Origin of the sequence: Mesorhizobium norvegicum (assembly GCF_004919685.1) — a bacterium.
GTDB classification, from domain to species: domain Bacteria; phylum Pseudomonadota; class Alphaproteobacteria; order Rhizobiales; family Rhizobiaceae; genus Mesorhizobium; species Mesorhizobium norvegicum.
Window position 1 is genome coordinate 38,374 of the sequence record NZ_SMYZ01000031.1, and the last position, 21,132, is coordinate 59,505.

At 63.8% G+C, this 21,132-nt stretch carries 16 protein-coding genes; 1 reads left to right on the forward strand and 15 read right to left on the reverse strand.

Features of this window, described 5'->3' with window-relative positions; translation table 11 throughout:
- Positions 1-27: 27 nt before the first annotated feature.
- From FCU66_RS12365 to FCU66_RS12430, 14 genes are all read right to left on the reverse strand, one after another.
- The gene (locus FCU66_RS12365; protein ID WP_136617317.1) at positions 28-1,080 is read right to left on the reverse strand and encodes an isopenicillin N synthase family dioxygenase; all 1,053 of its coding nucleotides are present in this window, start codon (positions 1,078-1,080) and stop codon (positions 28-30) included.
- A gap of 182 nt (positions 1,081-1,262) precedes the next feature.
- Positions 1,263-2,897 carry a dipeptide ABC transporter ATP-binding protein gene (locus FCU66_RS12370; protein WP_136617316.1) on the reverse strand — a complete coding sequence of 545 codons (1,635 nt, stop codon included), beginning with the start codon at positions 2,895-2,897 and terminating at the stop codon, positions 1,263-1,265.
- On the reverse strand, positions 2,894-3,736 hold the full coding sequence (locus tag FCU66_RS12375) for an ABC transporter permease (RefSeq protein ID WP_206077112.1): 843 nt from the start codon (positions 3,734-3,736) through the stop codon (positions 2,894-2,896). The genes FCU66_RS12370 and FCU66_RS12375 overlap by 4 nt, the downstream gene beginning before the upstream one ends.
- Before the next feature lie 4 nt (positions 3,737-3,740).
- Positions 3,741-4,718, reverse strand: a complete 978-nt coding sequence (locus FCU66_RS12380; protein ID WP_136617315.1) for an ABC transporter permease — start codon at positions 4,716-4,718, stop codon at positions 3,741-3,743.
- Between the two features lie 18 nt (positions 4,719-4,736).
- Positions 4,737-6,314 carry an ABC transporter substrate-binding protein gene (locus FCU66_RS12385; RefSeq protein WP_136617314.1) on the reverse strand — a complete coding sequence of 526 codons (1,578 nt, stop codon included), beginning with the start codon at positions 6,312-6,314 and terminating at the stop codon, positions 4,737-4,739.
- A gap of 239 nt (positions 6,315-6,553) precedes the next feature.
- Complete coding sequence (locus FCU66_RS12390; RefSeq protein WP_136617313.1) at positions 6,554-7,546, reverse strand: ABC transporter permease; 993 nt, start codon at positions 7,544-7,546, stop codon at positions 6,554-6,556.
- Positions 7,547-7,550: 4 nt separating this feature from the next.
- Entirely contained in the window at positions 7,551-8,189 is a 639-nt protein-coding gene (locus FCU66_RS12395; protein ID WP_136617312.1) for an ABC transporter permease, read from the reverse strand.
- On the reverse strand, positions 8,182-9,828 hold the full coding sequence (locus FCU66_RS12400; protein ID WP_136617311.1) for a dipeptide ABC transporter ATP-binding protein: 1,647 nt from the start codon (positions 9,826-9,828) through the stop codon (positions 8,182-8,184). Before FCU66_RS12400 ends, FCU66_RS12395 begins: the two co-directional genes overlap by 8 nt.
- A gap of 28 nt (positions 9,829-9,856) precedes the next feature.
- Positions 9,857-11,614 (reverse strand): ABC transporter substrate-binding protein, encoded by a 1,758-nt coding sequence (locus FCU66_RS12405; protein ID WP_136617310.1) that lies wholly within the window; start codon positions 11,612-11,614, stop codon positions 9,857-9,859.
- A 125-nt stretch (positions 11,615-11,739) separates the two neighbouring features.
- On the reverse strand, positions 11,740-12,957 hold the full coding sequence (locus FCU66_RS12410) for a GNAT family N-acetyltransferase (protein WP_136617309.1): 1,218 nt from the start codon (positions 12,955-12,957) through the stop codon (positions 11,740-11,742).
- Positions 12,954-14,231 (reverse strand): acyl-CoA dehydrogenase family protein, encoded by a 1,278-nt coding sequence (locus tag FCU66_RS12415; protein WP_206077111.1) that lies wholly within the window; start codon positions 14,229-14,231, stop codon positions 12,954-12,956. Before FCU66_RS12415 ends, FCU66_RS12410 begins: the two co-directional genes overlap by 4 nt.
- A gap of 111 nt (positions 14,232-14,342) precedes the next feature.
- Positions 14,343-15,767, reverse strand: a complete 1,425-nt coding sequence (locus tag FCU66_RS12420) for an LLM class flavin-dependent oxidoreductase (protein WP_136617308.1) — start codon at positions 15,765-15,767, stop codon at positions 14,343-14,345.
- Positions 15,768-15,775: 8 nt separating this feature from the next.
- Complete coding sequence (locus tag FCU66_RS12425; RefSeq protein WP_136617307.1) at positions 15,776-17,014, reverse strand: acyl-CoA dehydrogenase family protein; 1,239 nt, start codon at positions 17,012-17,014, stop codon at positions 15,776-15,778.
- Positions 17,011-18,420, reverse strand: a complete 1,410-nt coding sequence (locus FCU66_RS12430) for an LLM class flavin-dependent oxidoreductase (RefSeq protein WP_136617306.1) — start codon at positions 18,418-18,420, stop codon at positions 17,011-17,013. The genes FCU66_RS12425 and FCU66_RS12430 overlap by 4 nt, the downstream gene beginning before the upstream one ends.
- A 553-nt stretch (positions 18,421-18,973) precedes the next feature.
- Between FCU66_RS12430 and FCU66_RS12435 the strand changes: the two genes are divergently transcribed.
- Positions 18,974-19,849 carry a D-2-hydroxyacid dehydrogenase gene (locus tag FCU66_RS12435; protein WP_136617305.1) on the forward strand — a complete coding sequence of 292 codons (876 nt, stop codon included), beginning with the start codon at positions 18,974-18,976 and terminating at the stop codon, positions 19,847-19,849.
- Positions 19,850-19,912: 63 nt separating this feature from the next.
- Here the strand turns inward: FCU66_RS12435 and uxuA are convergent, their stop codons facing one another.
- Entirely contained in the window at positions 19,913-21,097 is a 1,185-nt protein-coding gene (gene uxuA / locus FCU66_RS12440; protein ID WP_136617304.1) for a mannonate dehydratase, read from the reverse strand.
- Positions 21,098-21,132: the final 35 nt, after the last annotated feature.

The following is a 21,132-nucleotide window of genomic DNA, read 5'->3' on the forward strand; positions in this document are numbered from 1 at the left end:
GTCGTTCCTTCCTGATGGTTGCCGTGGTCAAGCGACGGGTACGGCGTCTGTGCGGGCCTGGGCGGCCAGCAGATCGGCGTGATGGCGCCGCGCGACGTCGGGATGCGAGCGCAGCCGGCTCTTCAGCGCGTTCTGCCCGGAATTTCGGTAGAGCGGATTCTGCGGATCGCGGGTGACGCCGCTCGCCTGCGCCTTCAGGTGCGGCGCCAGATCCAGGAGCGGAATCTCGGCATCGAACGGAGCGCCGAGGAAGAAGGCGACCGACAGCCGGTCGGTGCCGGCCGGCGGCGTCACGACCCGGTGCACGGTGGCCTTCAGATAGCCGTCGGTCGCCATTTCCAGGAGTTCGCCGATGTTGACGACAAAGGTGCCGGCGCGCGGCTCGGCGTCGATCCAGCCGCCGTCCGCGGCTTCGACCTGCAATCCCTTCTGCTTTTCCTGCAGCAGTAGCGTCAGGAAGCCGCTGTCCTTGTGGGCGCCGACGCCTTGCTCGCTTTCGGTCGAGTCGCGGCCGGGATAGCGAATGATCTTGATGAGGTGGTTCGGCGTCCCGGCATAGATGATTTCGAAGGCGTCCTCATCCTGCTCCAGGACAATGGCGAAGGCTTTCAGCAGGCGCGTCGAAAGATCGGTGAGGCGATCCTGCCACTCCAGCAGAAGCGGCTTCAGCTCGGGCAAGGCGCTTGGCCATTGGTTCGGCCCCTGCAGGCGCGTCCAAGCCGGCAGTCCGGCATCGCGCGGCAGCGCCGGCGCCTCCGAGCCGACATCGACCTGCTCGCGCCAGTCCCTCTGGCCTTTCGTCAGTTCCTGGCCAACCCGGTTGTAGCCGCGGAAATGCGGCGAGTTGACCATCTCGATCTTGAGCTTGTCCTTGTCCGGCAGGGCAAAGAAACGCCGTGACGCGCCAAGCACATCGTCGATCAGCGATTGCGCGATGCCATGTCCCGTCAGGTAAAAGAAGCCGACATCGCGCGCAGCACGCCGTAATCCCTCGATGAATTCTTTGCGAGAATCCGGATCGGCTTCGTAGCGAGAAAAATCCAATACCGGAATCGTTCTCTTGTCTGCAGAATTGCTCATGTCGATCCTCACGTTTGGTGATCGAAGCGTCGCACCACGGGCGATGGAAACAAAGAAAACGTCATCCCTTTCGGCGGCGGGTGAGGAAATTCACGTGTCGTTCGTGGGCGTTCAGCAGCGACTTTTTGTTAGATCTACAAAATTAGTAGATTTTGATTGTGACCGGTATCACGCGTTGATCTCTACTCTGCGGCCGTCCGGATCTGCTCGCGGCTGCGCTCCCAGGACAGGCCTGGGACCGCCGCCAGCAGCGCACGCGCATAGTCGGATCCGGGGCGCGTCAGAACCTGCTCGGCGGGTCCGTCCTCGACGATCTTGCCGCTCTGCATGACGACGATGCGGTCGGCGATCACCGAGGCGACACGAAGATCGTGCGTGATGAACAGCATCGACAGGCCGAGGTCGCGTTTGATTTCCGCCAGAAGGTCGAGAATCTGCGCCTGTATCGAAACATCCAGAGCCGAGACCGGTTCGTCGGCGACAAGCAGATCGGGCTCAAGCATGAGCGCGCGCGCCAGGCCGATGCGCTGCCTTTGGCCTCCCGAAAAAGCATGCGGAAATCGATCGGCGGCGCCGGGGTCAAGTCCGACGCGGACAAGAAGTCGGGACATGCGCTCCTCGGCCCTCTCATACGAAAGGCCGTTGACAATAGCGGCTTCGGTGAGGATGCGGCGGACACGATGGCGGGGGTTGAGGGAGGCGAAGGGATCCTGAAACACCATCTGGATACGCGGACGTAGAGTCCGTTCCCGTGTCGTGCCGGCGAGATCGCGTCCGTCGAAGCGCAGGCTGCCTTCATCCCAGTCGGATAGCCCGACGACGCATTGGCCGAGCGTCGTCTTGCCCGAACCGGATTCACCGACCAGGGCAACCGTCTCGCCCCGCCCGATCGTCAGATCGACACCATCAAGCGCCCTGGTGCCGGATGCCTGCCGCCGCCAAGGCGCGCGGCGATCACGATAGGTCTTGGTCAGCCCGCGGACGACGAGAAACGGATCCCCTGCGTCCTGTTCGTCCGTTGCACTGGCATGCAGAACCGGAACGGCTTCGATCAGGCGGCGTGTGTAAGGCTGCGACGGCGCGTCGAGGACATCATGCGCTCTGCCGGCCTCAACCACCCGGCCCTCCTTCATCACCACGACACGGTCGGCGATATCGGCGACCACGCCGAAATCATGAGTGATGAACAGGATCGCGAGGCCGAGCCTTTCGCGAATTTCAAGGATCAGCCGCAGGATTTCCGCCTGGGTGGTGACGTCGAGCGCGGTGGTCGGTTCATCGGCGATCAGCAGATCCGGATCGTTGGAGATCGCCATCGCGATCATCACCCGCTGCCGCTGTCCGCCGGAGAGCTGGTGCGGGTAGCGGTGGATGATCGTCTCGGGATCCGGAAGCCTGGTTGCCCGCGCCAGCTCCAGCACGCGCGCTGCGCGCGCCTTGCGGTCGCCACCGTCATGCGCGGCGAGCGCTTCCTCGATCTGGCGGCCGATGGTCAGCACCGGATTGAGTGCGCTCATCGGCTCCTGGAAGATGAAGCCTATGCGCTTGCCGCGCAGCAGGCGAAACGAGGCCTCGCTGATTCCGGCAATATCGCGACCGTCGAAACGGATTGCACCGGCCGCGACCCGCAGCTGCTTGGCCGGCAACAGGCCGGCAATGGCTGCGGCCAGTACCGATTTGCCGGACCCGGATTCGCCGACGAGGCAGAGCACTTCGCCACGGTCGATGCGCAACGACACGTCCTCGACGGCCAATGCCCGATCGGCATGGTCCGGCAAGGCGATGGAGAGACCGTCGATCTCGACCAGGGCACTCATGCGCGCCCACCGCGATTGCTGTTTCGAGGGTTGAGCCAATGGTTCAGGCCGTCGCCGACAAGGTTCAGGGACAGCACGGTGAGGAAGATCGCCAGGCCCGGAATGGTCGACAGCCACCAGTTGACGCGAAAGGCGGTCCTGCCGGTGCCGAGCAGATAACCCCAGGAGACGAAGTCGCGATTGCCCAGACCAAGAAAGCTGATGCCGGACTCGATCAGGATGACGGTTGCCGTCATCAACGAAGCGGCGACGATCACCGGTGACAACACGTTGGGAAGGATGTGCCCCCAGATGATCCGGGCGCTCGACAGGCCGCCAACCCGTGCCGCCCGCACGAAGTCCTGGTTCACGAGGCTCAGCACCTCGGCCCGGACCAGCCGGGCGATCTGCGGCCAGCTGACGATTGCGATGGCCAGGATGATCGAGGTCAGCGAAGGCGCGATGATCGCAACGATGACGACGGTGAGCAGGAAGCTCGGGATGGTCTGGAAGAACTCGGTGAACCGCATGGCAACGTCGTCGACCCAGCCGCCGAAATAGCCGGCGACGGCGCCTATGGCGGTGCCAAAGGCAACGGCGAGCATCGTCACCGCCAGCGCGATCAGCAGCGTGACCTGTGCCCCGTGGGCGATGCCGGCCGCAAGATCGCGGCCGAGCATATCGGTGCCGAACAGATGACCCGGACTGAAGGGCGGCAGGTTCGGACGGGCAACCATGCGCCAGGGATCGCCTGGAAAGAGAATACCGGCGAAGATCGCCATCAGCAGGATCGCAATCAGGATCAGCGCGCCGGCAACGGCGCCCGGATGCCTGAGGAACGAGCTTCGCAGCAGCGCCACGGCCTCAAGCCCCCAGTTCTATGCGCGGGTCGGCGGCGACGTAGAGAAAATCCGCAACCAGGTTGATCACGACGACGATCGCCGAGGTGATGAAGAAGATCGCCAGCAGCAGGTTGTAGTCCCGCTGCATGAGGGCATCGAAGGCGAGACGCCCGACGCCCGGCCAGGCGAAGACCGTCTCGATCAGGATCGACCCGCCGATCAGCTGCCCGGCCTGCAAGGAGGCGAAGGTGATGATCGGCAGCAGCGCGTTCCTCAGAACATGCTGGCGCCAGATCAGGCCCGGTTTCAGGCCCTTGGCCCTGGCGGTGCGGACAAAATCGCGATCAAGCACGTCGAGCACCGATGCGCGCGTCACGCGCATGTAGATGGCCATGTAGAACAAGCCGAGCGTCAGTGCCGGAAGAATGAGATGAACGGCGACATCCGCGACAAGCGAGACGTCCGAACCGCCCTCACCCACCCTCTGCATGCCGTAGGACGGCAGCCAGTTCAGCCAGACCGAAAACAGCAGGATCGCCATCAGGCCGGTCCAGAACAGCGGCATGGCAAAGAACATCACCGAAATGCCGGTCAGCACGGTGTCGAGCAGGCTGCCGGCGTGCCGGGCGGCGATCGACCCGAGCGCAATGCCGGCCGCCAGCGCAAACCCAAATGCCGTCAAGGTCAGAAGCAGTGTTGCCGGCAGCCGTTCCGCGATGATGTCGAGAACAGGGCGCTGGTCCCGGTAGGACTGACCGAAATCAAGACGCGCCAGCGATTTGGTGTAGATCCATAGCTGCTCGGGAACGGAGCGATCGAGCCCGAGGTCGTGGCGCAGTTCCGCGACAAAGGCCGGGTCGGCCGCGCCCTGGTCTCCGGCCAGCACCGATGCCGCGTCTCCGGGTGCGAGGCGCAGCAGCACGAAGTTGAGGACGATCACCCCAAACAGAATGAGAACCGCGCGGGCAGCCCGTCCCGTCAGAAAGCCAAGACGATCCATCCTCACCCAGCCCCGCGCCTATTTCGCCAGCCAGACGTCAGCGAAGTTTTCGTCGGTGCCCAAGCCGGTCGTGATCAGGTTTCGAACCTTGGCTCGGTAGAGCGTCGGAAAGACGATGTCGTGCGTCCAGATGAGCGGCACGTCGGCGGAGATGATCTTCTGGGCTTGCGAATAGAGCGTCTTGCGCTTGTCGAAATCGTTCTCATGCGCGGCGTCGGCAAGAAGCTTGTCGACGGCCGGGTTGGAATAGCCATGCACGTTGCCGCCGGTCGTACCCGCATTGTCGCCTTCGAGCGTGGTGTAGGCGTAGCTGATGCCGATCGCCGGGTCGGGCGTGGTGTAGACAAAGTTCTCGGCAAGGTCATAGTCGAAGGTGGTGAGCCGCTTGAACCAGCCCGGCACGTCGGTCGCCACGATGTTGACCTTGATGCCGACAGGCGACAGCGCCTCCCGGATGTATTCCGCTTCCCGCTGCCACAACTCGCCATAGGGCAGCGGAACGAACTGAAGTTCGAAGCGCACGCCGTTGCCGTCGGGCTTCAGGCCGACCTCGTCGAGGATGGCATTCGCCTTGGCCGGATCGAATTCATATTTCGTCTCGACCGATGTGTCCTTGAACCGCGACAGGCGCGACAGCGGACCGTTGGTCTCGTGGCCAAATCCGCCAAAGATCGTGTCGATGATGAACTGGCGATCGATCGCATGCGCGATCGCCTGGCGCACACGCACATCGTCGAGCGGCTTGTGGCGATTGTTGAGGTGGATGTAGCCGACCGGCTGAAGAAATTCCCAGCCTGCTTCGGTCAGTTGCACGCCATCGAGCCCGGCCAACCGCGTGATGTCGAAGTTCTCGACGTCGCCGGCGCGCAGCACATCCACCTGGCCGGTTTCGAAGGCGACGGCGCGGCTGTTGGCGTCAGGAATGACGTGGAAGAAGATGTCGTTTAGATGCGGCTTGCCGGCGTCCCAATAGTCGGGGTTGCGGACAAGGTGGATGAAGGACCCCTTCTTCCACTCGGCGAATTTGAACGGACCGGTGCCGATGAACTTGCTGTTTGCCTCGGCAGTGCGGAAGTCCGTCACCCCTTCATAGAGATGGGCCGGCAGCACGGCGGTGTTGTGCACATAGATGAAGGCCGGGTACGGCGCCTTGAGCGTGAACGCCACAGTGTAGTCGTCCGGCGTGGCGATGTCCTTCACCTCCGCCAGATTGAGCCGCGAGCGGGCCTGAAGTGCGGGCAGAAATTTCTGGAAGCTGAACACCACGTCCTTGGCCGTGAAGGGCTGGCCGTCATGCCATTTGACGTCATGGCGCAGGTTGAAGGTGTAGACCAGGCCGTCATCGGAAATCGACCAGCTCTGCGCCAGCCGCGGCAGCGGCTTCAGATCGGCCGAATAGGTCAGCAGGCTCTCATAGATCTTGTTGCCGACATAGGTCGTCGGGCCGAGGCGGTTGACGCCGACATTGACCGTCGGCGGCTCAGGCTGGACGATCAGATTGAGCGTCCCGCCTGCCTCCTGTGCCGCTAGTCCGGTCAGCGTCAGGAGCGTGACTGCCAGAGACAGCAGGATGGTTCGCAAGAGGCGGGAGATCATCGTGAATTCACCTTGTCGAATGATTGATCGCGGAGCCTGAGATGTCGGTCCGCGGGATAGTGGGGCTCCGCCGAATGACGCGGCTGACCTGCCCTGCGAATTGCGGCGTGAGTTTGTGCACTAAGATTATAGACAAAGGGGATTATGATAAGGGAACGTGCTTCATCGATGTCAGCCAGAGCGGATATTTTTCCCAATATCCGTGCTGAAATGAGAGCGAATTGCCTGATGACGGCCGGTCACGACTGGCTCGCCGGGTCGCGCCATCTGGTTATGATATCGACGGCGAAGGTGCAGAGCACGAACGATACCGCGGCGAAGATCGTCGTCCCGATGACGACCGGAAAGTCGCCCTCGAGCGCCGAGTTGATCGCCAGCCGGCCGACGCCGTCCAGCCCGAAGATCGTCTCGGTGACGATCGCCCCGCCCATGATGACGGCAAGCTCCAGGCCACCGAGCGTGATCACCGGATTGAGGGCGGCCTTCAACGCATGATCGTAATAGACCCGCCATTCCGGAACACCCTTGGCGCGCGCGGTCCTTATGTAGTCCTCGCCCAGAATCTCGAGCATGCTTGCGCGGACCAGCTGCTGGAAAATGCCGATCTCGGCAAGCGCCAGCGTCAGCCACGGCAGCGCCAGATGGCGGGCCCATTCGAACGGATTTTCCGTCAGCGGCACATAACCGCTGCTCGGAAACCAGAAGATCCCATAGTTGGAGAGCTGGAAGAACAGGAAGTAGGAGATCAGGATGCCGGAGAGGAACGTTGGTACCGACAGGCTCACATAGGCGAAGCCCGATATCAGCCTGTCCAGCCAGGAGCCCTGCCGGCGCGCGGCAATCACGCCAAGCAGGATCGAGAGCGTCATCCAGATGACGACCGCACCAAGGGCCAGCGAAAGCGTCACCGGCACCTTGGACAGGATGAGGTCGGTCACCGGGGTCTGCTTGCGGAAGGAGTAGCCCAGCGCCGGCGGCCAGTGCGCGATCCCCATCGGCGCGCCCTGGATGTCGGGGCCGCGATAGAGGTAGTACCACAACTGCAGATACCACGGCTCGTTGAGCCGCAGCGCGTGCGCAATGGCATCGATCGCCTGCTGGCTGGCGTTGCGCGGCGCCAGCATCACGGCCGGATTGCGATAGGCTATGCGGGTGATGAAGAAGGCGATCACCAGCACGATCAGCAGCGTCGAGAGCGCCCGGAAGATCAGCCCGCCTGTGTGCCGGATCATGGCGTCACCCGCCGCGGCGATGGGGATCGAGGACGTTGCGCAGGCCGGCGCTCAGCTTGTTGAACCCGGCCACGGTCAGAAACAGCGCGATGCCGGGGCCGAGCAAGAACCAGGGCTGCAACTGGTAGAGGGAGGAGCGCTGCGCCTCGGCGATCATGTTGCCCCAGCTCGGCTGCGGCGCCTGCACGCCGACGCCGAGGAAAGAGAGCGTCGCTTCGGCGATGATGTTGGTCGGCAGTTGCACCGCCCAGTAGACCAGGATCACCGGCGCGATGTTGGGCAGGATTTCGCGCACGATGATCCTGGTCTTCGAGGCGCCGATCGTCTGCGCGGCTTCGACCAACGGGCTGCGGCGCAAGACGAGCACAAGGCCACGCGTCAGCCGGGCGAAATACGTCCAGGAAAACAGGGTGATGATCAGGACGACCACCAGCGAAGGCGACACGAGCGGCTTGCCGTCGGCACCCCGGTTCAGCGACAGAAGGCTGAGCGCGGTGACGAAGCCTATGATCAGCGCGCCAATGCGAAAGGACCGTTCGCGCAGCAGCGCTCGCAGAAGCAGCGACCTGTAGGATTTCACGACCTCGCCATGCCCTAGCAGGACATGATCCTGGACGGACGCCAGGGCACGCATCTCAGGCATGCGCGGCGATCCGCTCGGGAACCGGGTTGCGCTGCAGAGCCTTGCCCGGGATCGCGTCTATCAGCTTGATTGTGTAGGGATGCCGGGGAGCGCCGAAGACACGGGCTGTCTCGCCGGCTTCCACGATGACGCCCTTCTCCAGCACAATGACGCGATCGCACAGTTCCGACACGACACCCAGATCATGCGAGATGAACAGCAGCGACAGGCCTCGCTGCCGGCGAATGGTCCGCAGCAGTTTGATGATCTTCGCCTGCGTCGTGATGTCCAGTGCCGATACGGGCTCGTCGGCGACGATCAGCGAGGGTTCGAGCGCAATGGCGCGCGCTATGGCGACGCGCTGCCGCTGGCCACCGGAAAGCTGGGCCGGGAAACGGTCCAGCACGTCTTCGGGAAGTTCGACGTCGCGCACCAAGTCTTCGACGCGCCTGCGTATCGCCGCCGCGTCCAGTTTGGTGCCGATGATGAAGGGTTCCGCCAGAATGGACCGGATGCGCCGCCGCGGGTTGAGGCTCGCATAGGGATCCTGAAAGATGACCTGTATGTCCGACCTCAATTGCCGGTCGATGGCGACGCCGCCGCGACCCGGACGCGAATAGATACGCTCGCGCAACGAGATGCTGCCCTCGTCCGGCCGGTCGAGGCCGGCGATCAGCCGGCCGATCGTCGACTTGCCGGAGCCGGATTCGCCGACGAGGCCGACAATCTCGTTCTCGCGGACGGTGAACGAGATATTCTGGAGCACCGGCCTGATCAGACCGCCTGCGGCGGAGCGGCCCGCAAAGGAGCGCGCGATTGCCGAGACGGAGAGCAAATCGGGCATCGACGGCAGCGCCGGGAGTAGCGACGGTCGCGCCGCGCGTGCAACAAGGCCGCCAAGCCGCGCCGCACCGAGCAGCTCCCTGGTGTAGGCCTGGCGCGGTGCCCTGTAGATCAGCTCGGCCGGCGCCTGCTCCACCACATGCCCCGCGCGCATCACCAGGACATCGTCGGCAATGTCCGAAACGACGGCCAGGTCGTGGCTGACGAAGATCATTGCCGTGCCGTGGTCCTGCTGAATTCGCTTCAGCAGATCGAGGATCGACGCCTGCACGGTCACGTCGAGCGCCGTCGTCGGCTCATCGGCGATGATCAGGCCGGGATTGAGCGCGATCGCCGCTGCGATCATCACGCGCTGGCGCATGCCGCCTGAGAACTGCCTGGGATAATCGTTCACGCGGGCCAAGGGATCGGGAATACCGACATCGGCCAAAAGATCGAGAACGCGCTCCCGCAATTCCCCGCGTCCCACCTTGCGGTGCGCGGTGATCGCTTCCGCGATCTGCTGGCCGATCGTCTTCAGCGGATGAAGGTTGCTGAGCGGATCCTGGAAGATGAAGCCGATGTCGGCGCCTCTCCGCCGGCGCAGGTCGCCGGCGGAGAGGCCCAGTATCTCATCGCCCTTGTGCAGCACGCTGCCGCGAACGCTCGCCTGCGGTGGCAGAAGGCCGGTGGCGCCGAGCAGCGACACGCTCTTGCCCGAGCCCGATTCGCCGACGATGGCGAGCGTCCTGCCGGGCTCGACGGCGAACGAGACGCCGTGCACCACGTCCACGGCGCCGAATGCGACGCGCAGATCGGCGACGGAGAAGATGGGCACGCGCGCCTCCTTTTGCCGGTCCGGCTTGCTACTGCTTGAGAGCGATGTTGGTGATGTCGGCGTTGACGGCCAGCGATGACCACACCCAGTTGGCGAGGCGATCGGAGGTGACCACGACCTTGCGCTTCTCGAACAACGGGATCCAAGGCAGGTCGGCGGAGACGAGCTTGTCGGCCTTGGTCCAGATCGGCCCCGGATCGTCGGACGGATAGGCCTGCGCCGCGAGCTTGTTGAGTTCCGGATTGCTGTAGCAGATGGCGTGGACATTGCCGGTGCCGCAAGGTGCCGCGTCCGAGTTCAACCAGCCGCCGAGCAACATGCGCGTGCTCGGTCCCTGCCAATCGGGCGAGAAGGTGCCGCCCAGGGAAAGATCCCAACGGCTCTTCGGATCCTGGATGAAGGCGTACCACTGCGTGGGCGGGATCGGGATCAAATTGAGGGTTATGCCCGCCGCTTCCAGATCCTCCTTCGCGGTCACCGCAATCGCTTCGAACTGTGCGTTGCCGCGATAGATGGCGTCGAAGGCAATGCCGTTCGGATAGCCCGCCTCGGCAAGCAATTGCTTGGCCCTGGCCGGGTCACCCCTGTAGCTCTCGGTCGGATACGGGTCGAACTTCTCGTAACCGAGGATGGTCGAGGTGATGATCTGGGTCAGCGGCACGGCGCCGATCGAACCGGCCTGGGTCTGCGCCAGATGCTCGCGGTTCACCGCATAGGTCAGCGCCTGCCGGACCTTCAGCTTGCGCAGTGCCTCGGCCCCATCGCTCTTGACCTCAGGCCGCTGATTGAAGGTGATGAAGTTCGCCGATCCACTGTTCGTCACATGGATGTTGGGGCTCTTCTGCGACAGGAAGCGCTGGATCGTCGGGATGGGCGGGATGTCGAGATAGAGCGACAGATCAGCCTCGCCGGCGATGATCTTCTGGACGACGCTGTCCTCGCTGTTGGCGGTGAAATCGACGTCGATCTCGTCGGCATAGGCCTTGCGCGCCTGGTCGGACTCCGGCTTGAAATTCTTTGCCTTCTTCAGGACCAGCTTCTGGCCCTGCTCGTAGGTGTCGACATAGTACGGACCGCTGGATGGCAGGTTCTTGCGCGACTCCAGCGAGTCGGGGAAATATTTGGACGCGATCTCCGGCGCCACCGGCGACACGAAGTTCATCGAAAGGATGTTGAGGAAGTCGTAGTTCTTGGTGTCCGACTTGATGACCAGCGTGTGATCGTCGGGCGCCGAGACGCCGGCAATCTCATGCGTGTCGGTGAAAGCCTTGGTCGCCGCGAGGTCGCCAGTCGGCACTTTCGCGAATTCCTTGCAATAGTCGACGAAGCCGGAGATCACGAGGTTGAAGTAGTTGATGGCGGCGACCTGCTTGTTGGGATCACAGAAGCGTTTGACGCCATAGACAAAATCGCTGGCGACGATCTTGCGCTCGAGGCTGCCGGAAAAGAACACGTCGTCCTTCAGATGGAAGGTGTAGACCTTGCCGTCGTCGCTGATGTCCCAGGACTTGGCGAGATCCGGTACGAGTGTGGTGTCCTCCTTGAGGCCGGCGGGCGAGCCGGGATAGGTCACCAGCTGACGCGTCGTCGCGCGCAGGATTTCCCAGGAATCGATGCTGTACCCGGTGAGCGGATCGAACGCATCGAGGTCGGACTGGATCGAAGCAATCCGCAGGACTCCTCCAGGCTTCAGATCTTCCGCCTGCGCGGAAGCGCCGAGAACAGAGAGCGCCATCAGGCCGCCTGCAATGCCTTTAAATAGGTTAAGCGCAACTTTTGTTGCCATTACTTCTCTCCAGTTTACAAATAAATTCTTCGCACTACCATTGCAGTAAGCAGTTATCATTTAGAGATAAAATTACCTATTTTTCTAATACGCTTTCAAATTACTTTTTATATTAGCACCGCCTGTCAAAACATTGTTCCGGAATGCGGCAAGGCCGGCGCCGTGAACAGCGTATCGAGCGTTTCGACCGCGGCCCTGTCGAAGGCATCGAGGCGACCGGCCTGCGCTAGCTGCCACCACTTCACGCCGCCGAGATAGGCCGCGGAAACCGCGGCCACGTCCGTCACCACGGCGGCGGACAGATTGGTGCGCTCGGCCCCCTCCGCCGAGAGGCGCAACCGGGTCGCGTTCTCGGGCAGGATGGCATCGGAGACTTCCAAAACGACGCTGTCACGTCCGGCATAGGTTCGCGCCGTCAGCGCCTTTTCCACGTCCAGGAGCCGCAGCCATGTTTCGTCGCGCACCGCCGATACGCGAACGCTTCGAAAATCCTCGAACAGCCATGGCAGCAGATCGTCCGCGGGACGACTCCAGAAGACGATGCGATGCGGGAGGTCGACTGCGAGCAGATGCGCGACCAGCGCGACATAGGCAGCCGGACTGTAGGCCACGATGTCGTCGACCACGATGGTGCGTTCCGAGCTGGTGAACCAGCTGTCGAGGCCGACAGGGTGATAGCGCACGAACCCGGTTTCCGAACCCTTCTCGCCGTGAACGGCGACGTAGGCCGGCGCGCCGCTGTGCGTCTGGCGCAACGCCTGGAAATCCCACCAATAGGCCGAGCGCGTGATGACGCCTGCGCGTGGAGCAGGCTGGCCTGCATAGATGCGCGCCTGTATTGCCCAGGCATCGTCACTGTCGATCAGGCGAATCTGGTCCCTGGACGTCAGCCCTGCCCGCAAACGCGCGCGCTGGGTGTCGACCTCGAAGCTGACCGAAGTGTTGGCGATCGCATAGCCGAAATTGCCGTAAATGCGCGCATCGGAGGCCCGCAAGGTGGCCGCGGCCTCGCCCTGCTCGCGGGCGGCGCGAAGCTGCGCCTTGAATAGCGCCGTGGCGGCGCCACGCCGCGTATGGGTGGGCAGCACGCCGACATGGGTGACGGCGGCCTGCGGCAGCCAGGCGCCGCCGGGAACCGCGATCCGTCCCGAATAGGAGTCGGTGGTGCCAACGAGCGTCTCACCATCAAACGCGCCCCAGGTGCGATCCGGCTCGAACAGTCTGTCGATCAGCGCGTCGTCGATCGGGCCGAGCGGCGGCAGGCCGACCATGGCCGTGCGGAAGGTGCGCGCCGCCTGCGCGAGCTCGGCCTTCCCGGTCAGCAGGCGCACATCCGATATCATGACGCTTTCCGCGTCAGCACGGCTTCCGGCCCCTGCTCTTCCGGCTTGCGTGCTTCCGGCTGGGGTGGTTGCGCATAGGTGCGCGGCCTGGGCAGCGTTTCGGCCAGCAGATATGTGCCGACCTCGCGCGCCCGGTAGGAGACCGGATCGTGGACGGTATGGGTGCGGGCGTTGCGCCAATAGATGTCGAGGCCATATTTGTTGGCCGTCGAGCGCGCGCCCGTCGCTTCGAAGATGCGTGCGGTGACGTCGAGCACGACGTCGTTAGCGACGATCTTGCCCTGGTCGATGATCGTTGCGAGTTCGCCCCATTGCTGCTCAGTGATTGACGGGCCGGCATGCAGTGCCGCCTCGTAGAGCGCCGCGGCCTTGTCGGCGATCGCAATGCCCGCCGCTATGCCGGCGGAGAGCCGGCCGAACAGAACCAGATGGTAGGGATCGTCGATCGCTCGCTCCAGCCCGGACTCAGGCCAAGGCCGGCCGAAGCGGCGGACATGGTCGGCGGCGGCGGCAAGGGCGCCCTCGGCGATGCCGAGATAGAAATTGACGAAGATGAGCTGGCTGAACAGAACGCGCAGGCCGTCGCGCAATTCGACATCGCCCTCATAGTCGTCGAGAGCGCTCAGCAGCTCGTCCTCGAAGACTTCGACACGGTCGAAAGTGACGCTGCCGCTCGCCGTCAGCCTCTGGCCGAGATTGTCCCAGTCACCGCCGAAGCTGATGCCCTTGCGCGTCGGCGGGATCTGATAGTGGGCGCGTTTGCCGTTGTCCCACAGGCTGACGGTGATGACCTGCGCCACCGACGCACCGGTGGCGAAGGTGCGCTTGCCGTTCAGGAAGCGGCGGCCGCCGACATACTCGATCTCGTTCCACTGGTCGCGTGGGTTGCTGACGCCGCCCTGGAACCAGCCTTGCGCGCCGACGCCGCGCGCCGTCTTTTCCCACTGCTGGCGCGTGCCGAGAATGTAGGTCCAGACGCCGTTGGAATAGTGGTAGGCGATCAGTTGCCCGATCGAGCCGTCGGCCGCTGCAATGATGCGGCTGATCTTGAGCGCCTGGACGAGGTTTGCGCCGGCGCCGCCAAATTCGCGCGGCGCAGCAAGCCCAAGCAGGCCGCTGTCGCGCAGCAGCGCCAGCTCTTCCACCGGATCCTTGTTTGCCCTGTCGCGTTCGAGCGCCGTCGCCGCAAGTTGCCGCGCCACGTTGCGGGCCTTCTCGGCCCAGGTCTCGAATTCGGCGTCGCTGAGGCCCGGATAAATCTGAATGTCCGACATTGTCTTCTCGTCATGCTCCATTGTCGCGGCCACAAGAGGCCGCACATGTTTCAGGCTGCGAGCAGCCCCTTCGATCTCAGGATCGCCAGCGCGCCTTCGGCGAAATGCGGCTCACTCGGCCGCCTCGACGAGGTCGCCCCAGCTCGAGCGGTCGCGCGCGGCTGTTCCTGGATGGTCGTCGCGCAACAGGCGCTGTCCTTCGCCCTGGAAGCGCTCGCGGATCGTGGTGCCCGGCGCGCCCCGTTCGCGGATGCGGCCCCGCCGCCGCAGTTCCGGGACCACGAACTCGATGAAATCCTCGAACGTGCCAGGGCTGACGACATAGGCGAGGTTGAAGCCGTCGACGCCAGATTCATCAGCGATGCGTTCAAGCTCGTCGGCGATCCTCTGCGGCGAGCCGACCAGCTTGGGATGGATGCCGCCGAGCCCGATATAGTCGGCGATCCCGGCCACGGTCCAACGCCGGTCGGCATCGATGCGTGTCAAATTGGCAAGCGCGGAGCGGCCGGCATTGGTCTCGATATATTCGAGCGGATGGTCGAGCGGATATTGCGACCAGTCGACGCCGGTCCATGCCGAAAACAGCGCCAGTGCGGCTTCGACACTGGTGTAGGACAGATAGTCCTTGTGCTTGGCCTCGGCTTCCTCGTCCGTGGCTCCGGTGATGACGGTAACGGCGGTGATGAACTTTATCGCGTCCGGCGCCCGTCCGAGTTCGACGGCGCGCGTGCGGATCGCCTCGATCGAGCGGCGGATGGATGCCGTGCTGGTGCCGCCGAGGAACACCACCTCACCGTTGCGGGCGGCGAATTCGCGCCCGCGCGGCGAGGTTCCCGCCTGGAACAGAAGCGGCGTGCGCTGCGGACTGGGCTGCGCAAGATGCGCGCCGGGCACGGAGAAATATTTGCCGTGGTGGCCGATCGGATGGACTTTGCTGGGATCGGTGTAGAGCCCACTCTCGCGATCGTGCACGACCGCCCCGTCCTCCCAGGATCCTTCCCAAAGCTTGTAGGTGACATCGAGGAATTCCTGCGCGAGATCGTAGCGCTCGTCATGGTCGATCTGGCGTTCCAGTCCGAGATTCTTTGCCGCGGACTCCAGGACCGAGGTGACGACATTCCAGGCGACACGGCCCTTGGTCAGATGATCGAGCGTGGTGAATTTGCGGGCCAGGAGATAAGGCTGTTCGTAGGTGGTCGACACGGTGATGCCGAAGCCGAGATGCTTGGTGGCGGCGGCCATTGCCGACACCAGCAGCAGCGGGTCGTTCACCGGCGACTGGGCGGCGGTGCGCAGCGACGCATCCGGCGTGCCCCGGAAGACATCGAGGTGGCCGAGCGCGTCGGCGAGGAACAGCGCGTCGAAGCCACCGTCGTCGAGCAGCTTGGCCAGCGAGGTCCAGTATTCGAGGCTGGTGTAGGTGTGGGCGCGGTCGCTCGGATGACGCCAGAGGCCCGCCGACACATGGCCGACCACGGTCATGCCGAAGCCGTTGAGGATGAGAGGCTTGACCGCCTGTCCGGTGGAATCTGTCATGGTTCGGCTCACGAATAGTAGGTTGGCGGCGGCACGCGGCCGTTGAGCGCGAAGTCACCGACTTCCAGCACCTTGTAGTGGACGGGATCATGCAGGCTGTGGGTGCGGACGTTGCGCCAGTAGCGATCGAAGCCGAACGAGCGGGCGGTGGAACGGGCGCCGGTCAGCTCGAATATGCGCGATGTCACTTCCAGGGCGACCTCGGTCGAATGCACCTTCGACTGGTAGGCGATGGCAGCAGTGCGGCCGCGTTCTTCAGCGGTGAGATCCTTGCCGCGCTCGAAGGCGCGCTGTACGGCCTCGCCGGCCGCGTCCGCGAGCGCCTGCGCGGACGCCAGCGCGATCGAAAGCCTGCCAAAACGCTCGACGACCAGCGTGTCCTCCGAGGCCTTCTTCGCCGGCGAGGACAGCCATGGCCTGCCGCGCTGGGTGATGTAATCCCTGGCGTCTTCCAGAGCGGCAAGGGCGGTACCGAGATAGAGTTCGCCGAAGGCTGCATGGACGATCGGCACGTGCAGCGTGGCATGCGGTGGATGAACCGTATCATCAGGCCAATGCCCGACCAGGTCGTCGGCGGATGCGGCGACATTTTCGAGCGCCGCACTGCCGCTGACCGTCAGCCTCTGGCCGATATTGTCCCAGTCATTGCCGAAGCTGAGGCCTGGCGTCGGATTTGCAACGATGAACTGGCCGATATGACGGCTGGCGTCAGTGCCGGAAATCCGTGTGCCCTCGGCAAAGCGCACCCAGACCTGCAGCGTATCGGCCACCTGCGCACCACTGGTGAAAGGCTTGGCGCCATTGAGCACGAAGCCGCCGTCCACCTGGCTTGCCTCGACAAGCGGCTCATAGGCGGCCTGCGCGATGCCGGCGTGGAACCAGCCTTTGGAGAGGAACCCCTCCAGCCGTTTTTCGATCAGGATCTTGTTGTCGCCGTCCAGCCCGATGGCTGTGCCGAACAGATGATAGATGGCAATCTGGGCTATCGATGTGTCACCCTTGGCCAGGATGCGGACGATCCTGAGCACTTCGGCTGGCGTCGCGCCGCCGCCGCCAAGTCGCTTCGGAATATAGATCGTCAGCAGACCGGCCAGACGCAAAAGGTCGATCTCGGCATGCGGCGCGGCTCCGGCCAGATCGCGCACGGCAGCGGTGCGCTTGAACTCGCGCACGACCTCCTCGGCCTTCTCGGCCCAGCCTTGGAAATCGCTGCGCTGTTCATGCTGAACGGTGGCGTGGATGGTCATGATGCCAGGGCCTCCGGCTGACGGCCCTGCGAGAAAGTGTGTTGCGCAGCCGGATGATCGGCGGGCACGCGGCTGTCGCGTCCGAAGAGCCTGGACCGCAGCGAGGGACCGACATCCTCGCGAATGCGACCGCGCCGCCGCAGTTCGGGAACGACATGGGCGGAGAAGTCGATGAAGCTGCCTGGGCTGACCACATGCGTCAGGTTGATGCCGTCGGTGTCGGTGGCGTCCAGCCATTGCTCGAGCTCGTCCGAAACGGTCTTGGGGCCGCCGACGAAGGACTTGCCGCGGCCGAAACCGCCCTCCGGCGAAAACGCCTGGCGCAAGGTCCACTGGCGGCCCGACGACGGGTCGTCGAACATACGCAGCAGGGAACGGTTGGAGTCGGTTTCGGTGTAGCGGATCGGCTGGTCGAGATCATGCTTGGAAAAGTCGATGCCCGTCGTCGCCGAATAGTGCACCAGAGCGCCTTCGACATCGTAGTGCGATCTGTAGTCGGCGAGCTTGGCGGCCGCGGCGGCATCGGTCGCATCCGTAATCACCGAGACCGCGGAGATGAACTTGATGCTGCCGGGAGCCCTGCCCTCGTCGCGGGCAAGCCGCTTCACCTCAGCGACATTGCGCCTGATGCCATCGGCGTCGGCGCCGGCGATGAACACCACCTCCGCGTGACGGGCGGCAAAGCGCTGGCCGCGCGGCGAGCCGCCCGCCTGGAACAGCACCGGCACCCTTTGCGGACTGGGCTCCGAAAGATGCGGGCCGGGAACGTTGAAATAGCGTCCGGCATGACCGATCGAATGAACTTTTGCCGGGTCGGTGTAGAGACCGTCCGAGTTCTCGGCACTGCCGCGGTCACGCACCAGGGCTCCGTCTTCCCAGGAGCCCTGCCAGAGCTTGTAGGCGACCTCCATGAACTCGTCGGCGATCTCGTAGCGCTCGTCATGCGCCACCTGCTTGTCGAGGCCAAGGTTGCGTGCCGCGCTGTCGAGCTGCGAGGTGACGACGTTCCAGGCGATCCGCCCCTTGGTGAGATGATCGAGCGTGGTGAATTTGCGCGCCAGCAGATACGGCTTTTCGTAGGTCGTCGAAACAGTGACGCCAAAACCCAACCGGCTTGTCGCGTCGGCAAGGGCCGAGACCAGCAACAGCGGATCGTTGACGGGGGACTGAACGCCCTTTGCCAGCGAGGCGTCGTAGCCACCGCCATAGACGTCTAGCAGGCCCAGCGCATCGGCGATGAACAGGCAATCGAAGCCGCCGTCCTCCAGTGCCTTGGCAAGCTCGATCCAATAGTCGAGCTCGGCATGGCGATAGGCCTGGTCGGCCGGATGACGCCAAAGTCCGTAGGCGACATGGGAGACGGCGTTCATGGTGAAGCCATTGAGAATGATGGGAGATTTTGCCATATGACTACCCAGACAAGCGCACGCCACATGGCGACTGATCTTTGTCTATGGATTTAGTGTAATTCAAATCCTCGCGCGTGGAGATTTTTCCTAAAGATCGCGGTGTTTGTGACAATCCATTACTGGATAGCCCACCACTGGATAGCCCACCACTGGATGGCATCGAAACGCATCGCCAAGGCCGGCCGTCATGCTCTCATTTGACTGGGCAGGACGTAGCGTCGAAAGCTCACCGCCGACCAATTGAAAAGCGGTATGTGCCGATAAGATAGCAACAAACCGAGGGGGTCCGTCGGTGCGGGCGGCTTGTCAGTCTGTTCGGCTTTGGCCTAGGTTGGATCGCATTGATTCAATTGGCAAACAGAGAGGCCGACGCGGTGCATCCTCAGAATGCGGCACGCGCCGCGCTTGTCGTCGTTTCGACATCGGACCTGGCGCTGCCTGGTGTCGGGGTCGCCCCATTGGCGCAGCTTCAGCATGGCTGAGCTCACCATCGGCTTCGCTCACGCCGCCTATCGGTTGCGTGACGAGTTCCTGACGCGCGGGGCAACCGATGCCCAGCTTCGAGGTTCGCAGCCTCGCCGAACTGGAGCAGCGCGTCGCCGAGGCCGATGTCCTCGTCGTCTCCGGCCTGTGGCGCAACGAACTGGCGGAGCGCGCGCCGAAGCTGCGGCTGATCCAGTCGATCAGCGCCGGCACCGATCAGTTCTCGCGGGCGGTCCTGCGCGACCATGGCATCAAGCTCGCCAGCGCCCAGGGTGCCAATGAAATCGCTGTCGCCGAGCACGCCATGGCGTTGATGCTCGGCCTGACGCGGCACTTGCATCTGGCGCGCGACTCCCAGACCAAAGAGCATTGGCGCCCGATGATCGGCGACCGTTCGCAGCGTGAGGACGAGCTCAACGGCAAGACGCTGCTGATCGTTGGCCTGGGACGCATCGGCGCGCGGCTTGCCCGCCTCGCGAATGCCTTCGGCATGCAGGTGATCGGCGTGAAGCGCGACCCGGTCGCGGTGGCAGGCGTGGCGCAAGTGGTGTCGCAGGCGCGATTGCTTGAGGTGCTGCCGCAAGCCGACTTTGTTGCCCTCACTTGCCCCCTTACGCCCGAGACCGAAGGCCTGATCGGTCCTGCCGCCTTGGCTGCAATGCGGCCGAGCACGTTTCTCATCAATGTGGCGCGCGGACGCATCATCGATGAGCCGGCCTTGATCGAAGCACTGCGCAGCGGCGCCATTGCCGGCGCCGGGCTCGATTGCGTCTATGAAGAGCCGCTGCCGGCAAGCTCGCCGATCTGGCGCCTGCCCAATGTTCTGGTGACCCCGCACAGCGCGGGCGAGACCAGCCGTTACGAGACGCGCGTCGTCGACATGCTGCTCGAAAACATCACCCGCGCGGTGGCCGGAACAGCATTGCTGAACGAGGTTGTATAAGCACGGGGTGCAAACCCCGGCGTGATGGCGGCAAATCCGGCCAGCCGAACTGACAGGACGGCTTCAAGCCAGCCCGAACCGCTCCACAGCGCGCATGATGCCACGCAACTCGGCGAGCCCTTTCAGCCGGCCGATCAGCGAATAGCCGGGATTGATCCTGGTCTTGCCGATGTCGTCGGCGAGCAGATGGCCATGGTCTGGCCGCATCGGAATGCGCCAGTCGGCGCGGCCTTCCCTGCGGCGGCGCGCCTCTTCCTGCATCAGGGCCAGGATGACATGCGCCATGTCGGTGCCGCCCTCGAGATGCTCGGCCTCATAGAACGAGCCGTCATCCTCGATGGTGATGTTGCGCAGATGGGCGAAATGGATGCGGTCGGCAAATTCCTTGACCATGGCGACGATGTCGTTGTCGGCGCGTGTCCCGTAGGAGCCGGTGCAGAACGTCAGGCCATTGGCGGGGCTGTCGACGGCGTTGAGGATGAAACGCCCATCCTCGGCGGTCGAGACGATGCGTGGCAGGCCATAGAGCGAGAAGGGCGGGTCGTCGGGATGGATGCACATGCGCACCCCCTCCTCTTCGGCCACCGGAATGATCTCGCGCAGGAACCAGGCAAGGTTGTCGCGCAGCTCCTTCGGTCCGATCGCATCGTATTCCGCCAGAGCCTCGCGAAAACTGTCCCTGTTATAGCTGCGCTCGGTCGCCGGCAGGCCGGCGATCAGATTGCGCTCGATCCTGTCGATCGCCTCGCTGCTCAGCTCCCTCAGCCGCGCTTCCGCCTCGGCGATGCGGGCGGCGCTGTAGCTGGCCTCGGCATTGCTGCGCTTCAGCACAAACAGGTCGTAGGCCGCGAAGTCGATCGCATCGAAACGCAGCGCATAACCCGTCGTCGGCAGCCGATAGGCCAGATCCGTACGGGTCCAGTCGACCACGGGCATGAAATTGTAGCAGACCGTCGCGATGCCGGCCTTGGCAAGCGCGCGGATTGAGTCGCGATAGTAGCCGGCGTAGCGCTCGCGTTCCGGCGTACCGATCTTGAAGGAATTATGGACCGGGATGCTCTCGACAACCGACCAGGTCAGCCCAGCCGCCTCGATGATCCGCTTGCGCTCCAGAATGCTCTCGAGCGGCCAGGCGCGCCCGTCATAGATATCGTGCAAGGCAGTCACCACGCCTGTCGCGCCTGCCTGCCTGACATGATCGAGTGTTACCGGGTCGTTCGGTCCATACCAGCGCCAGCACTGTTCCATTGCCGCTTCCTTCTGCGAGAGGACGGCAACCTATT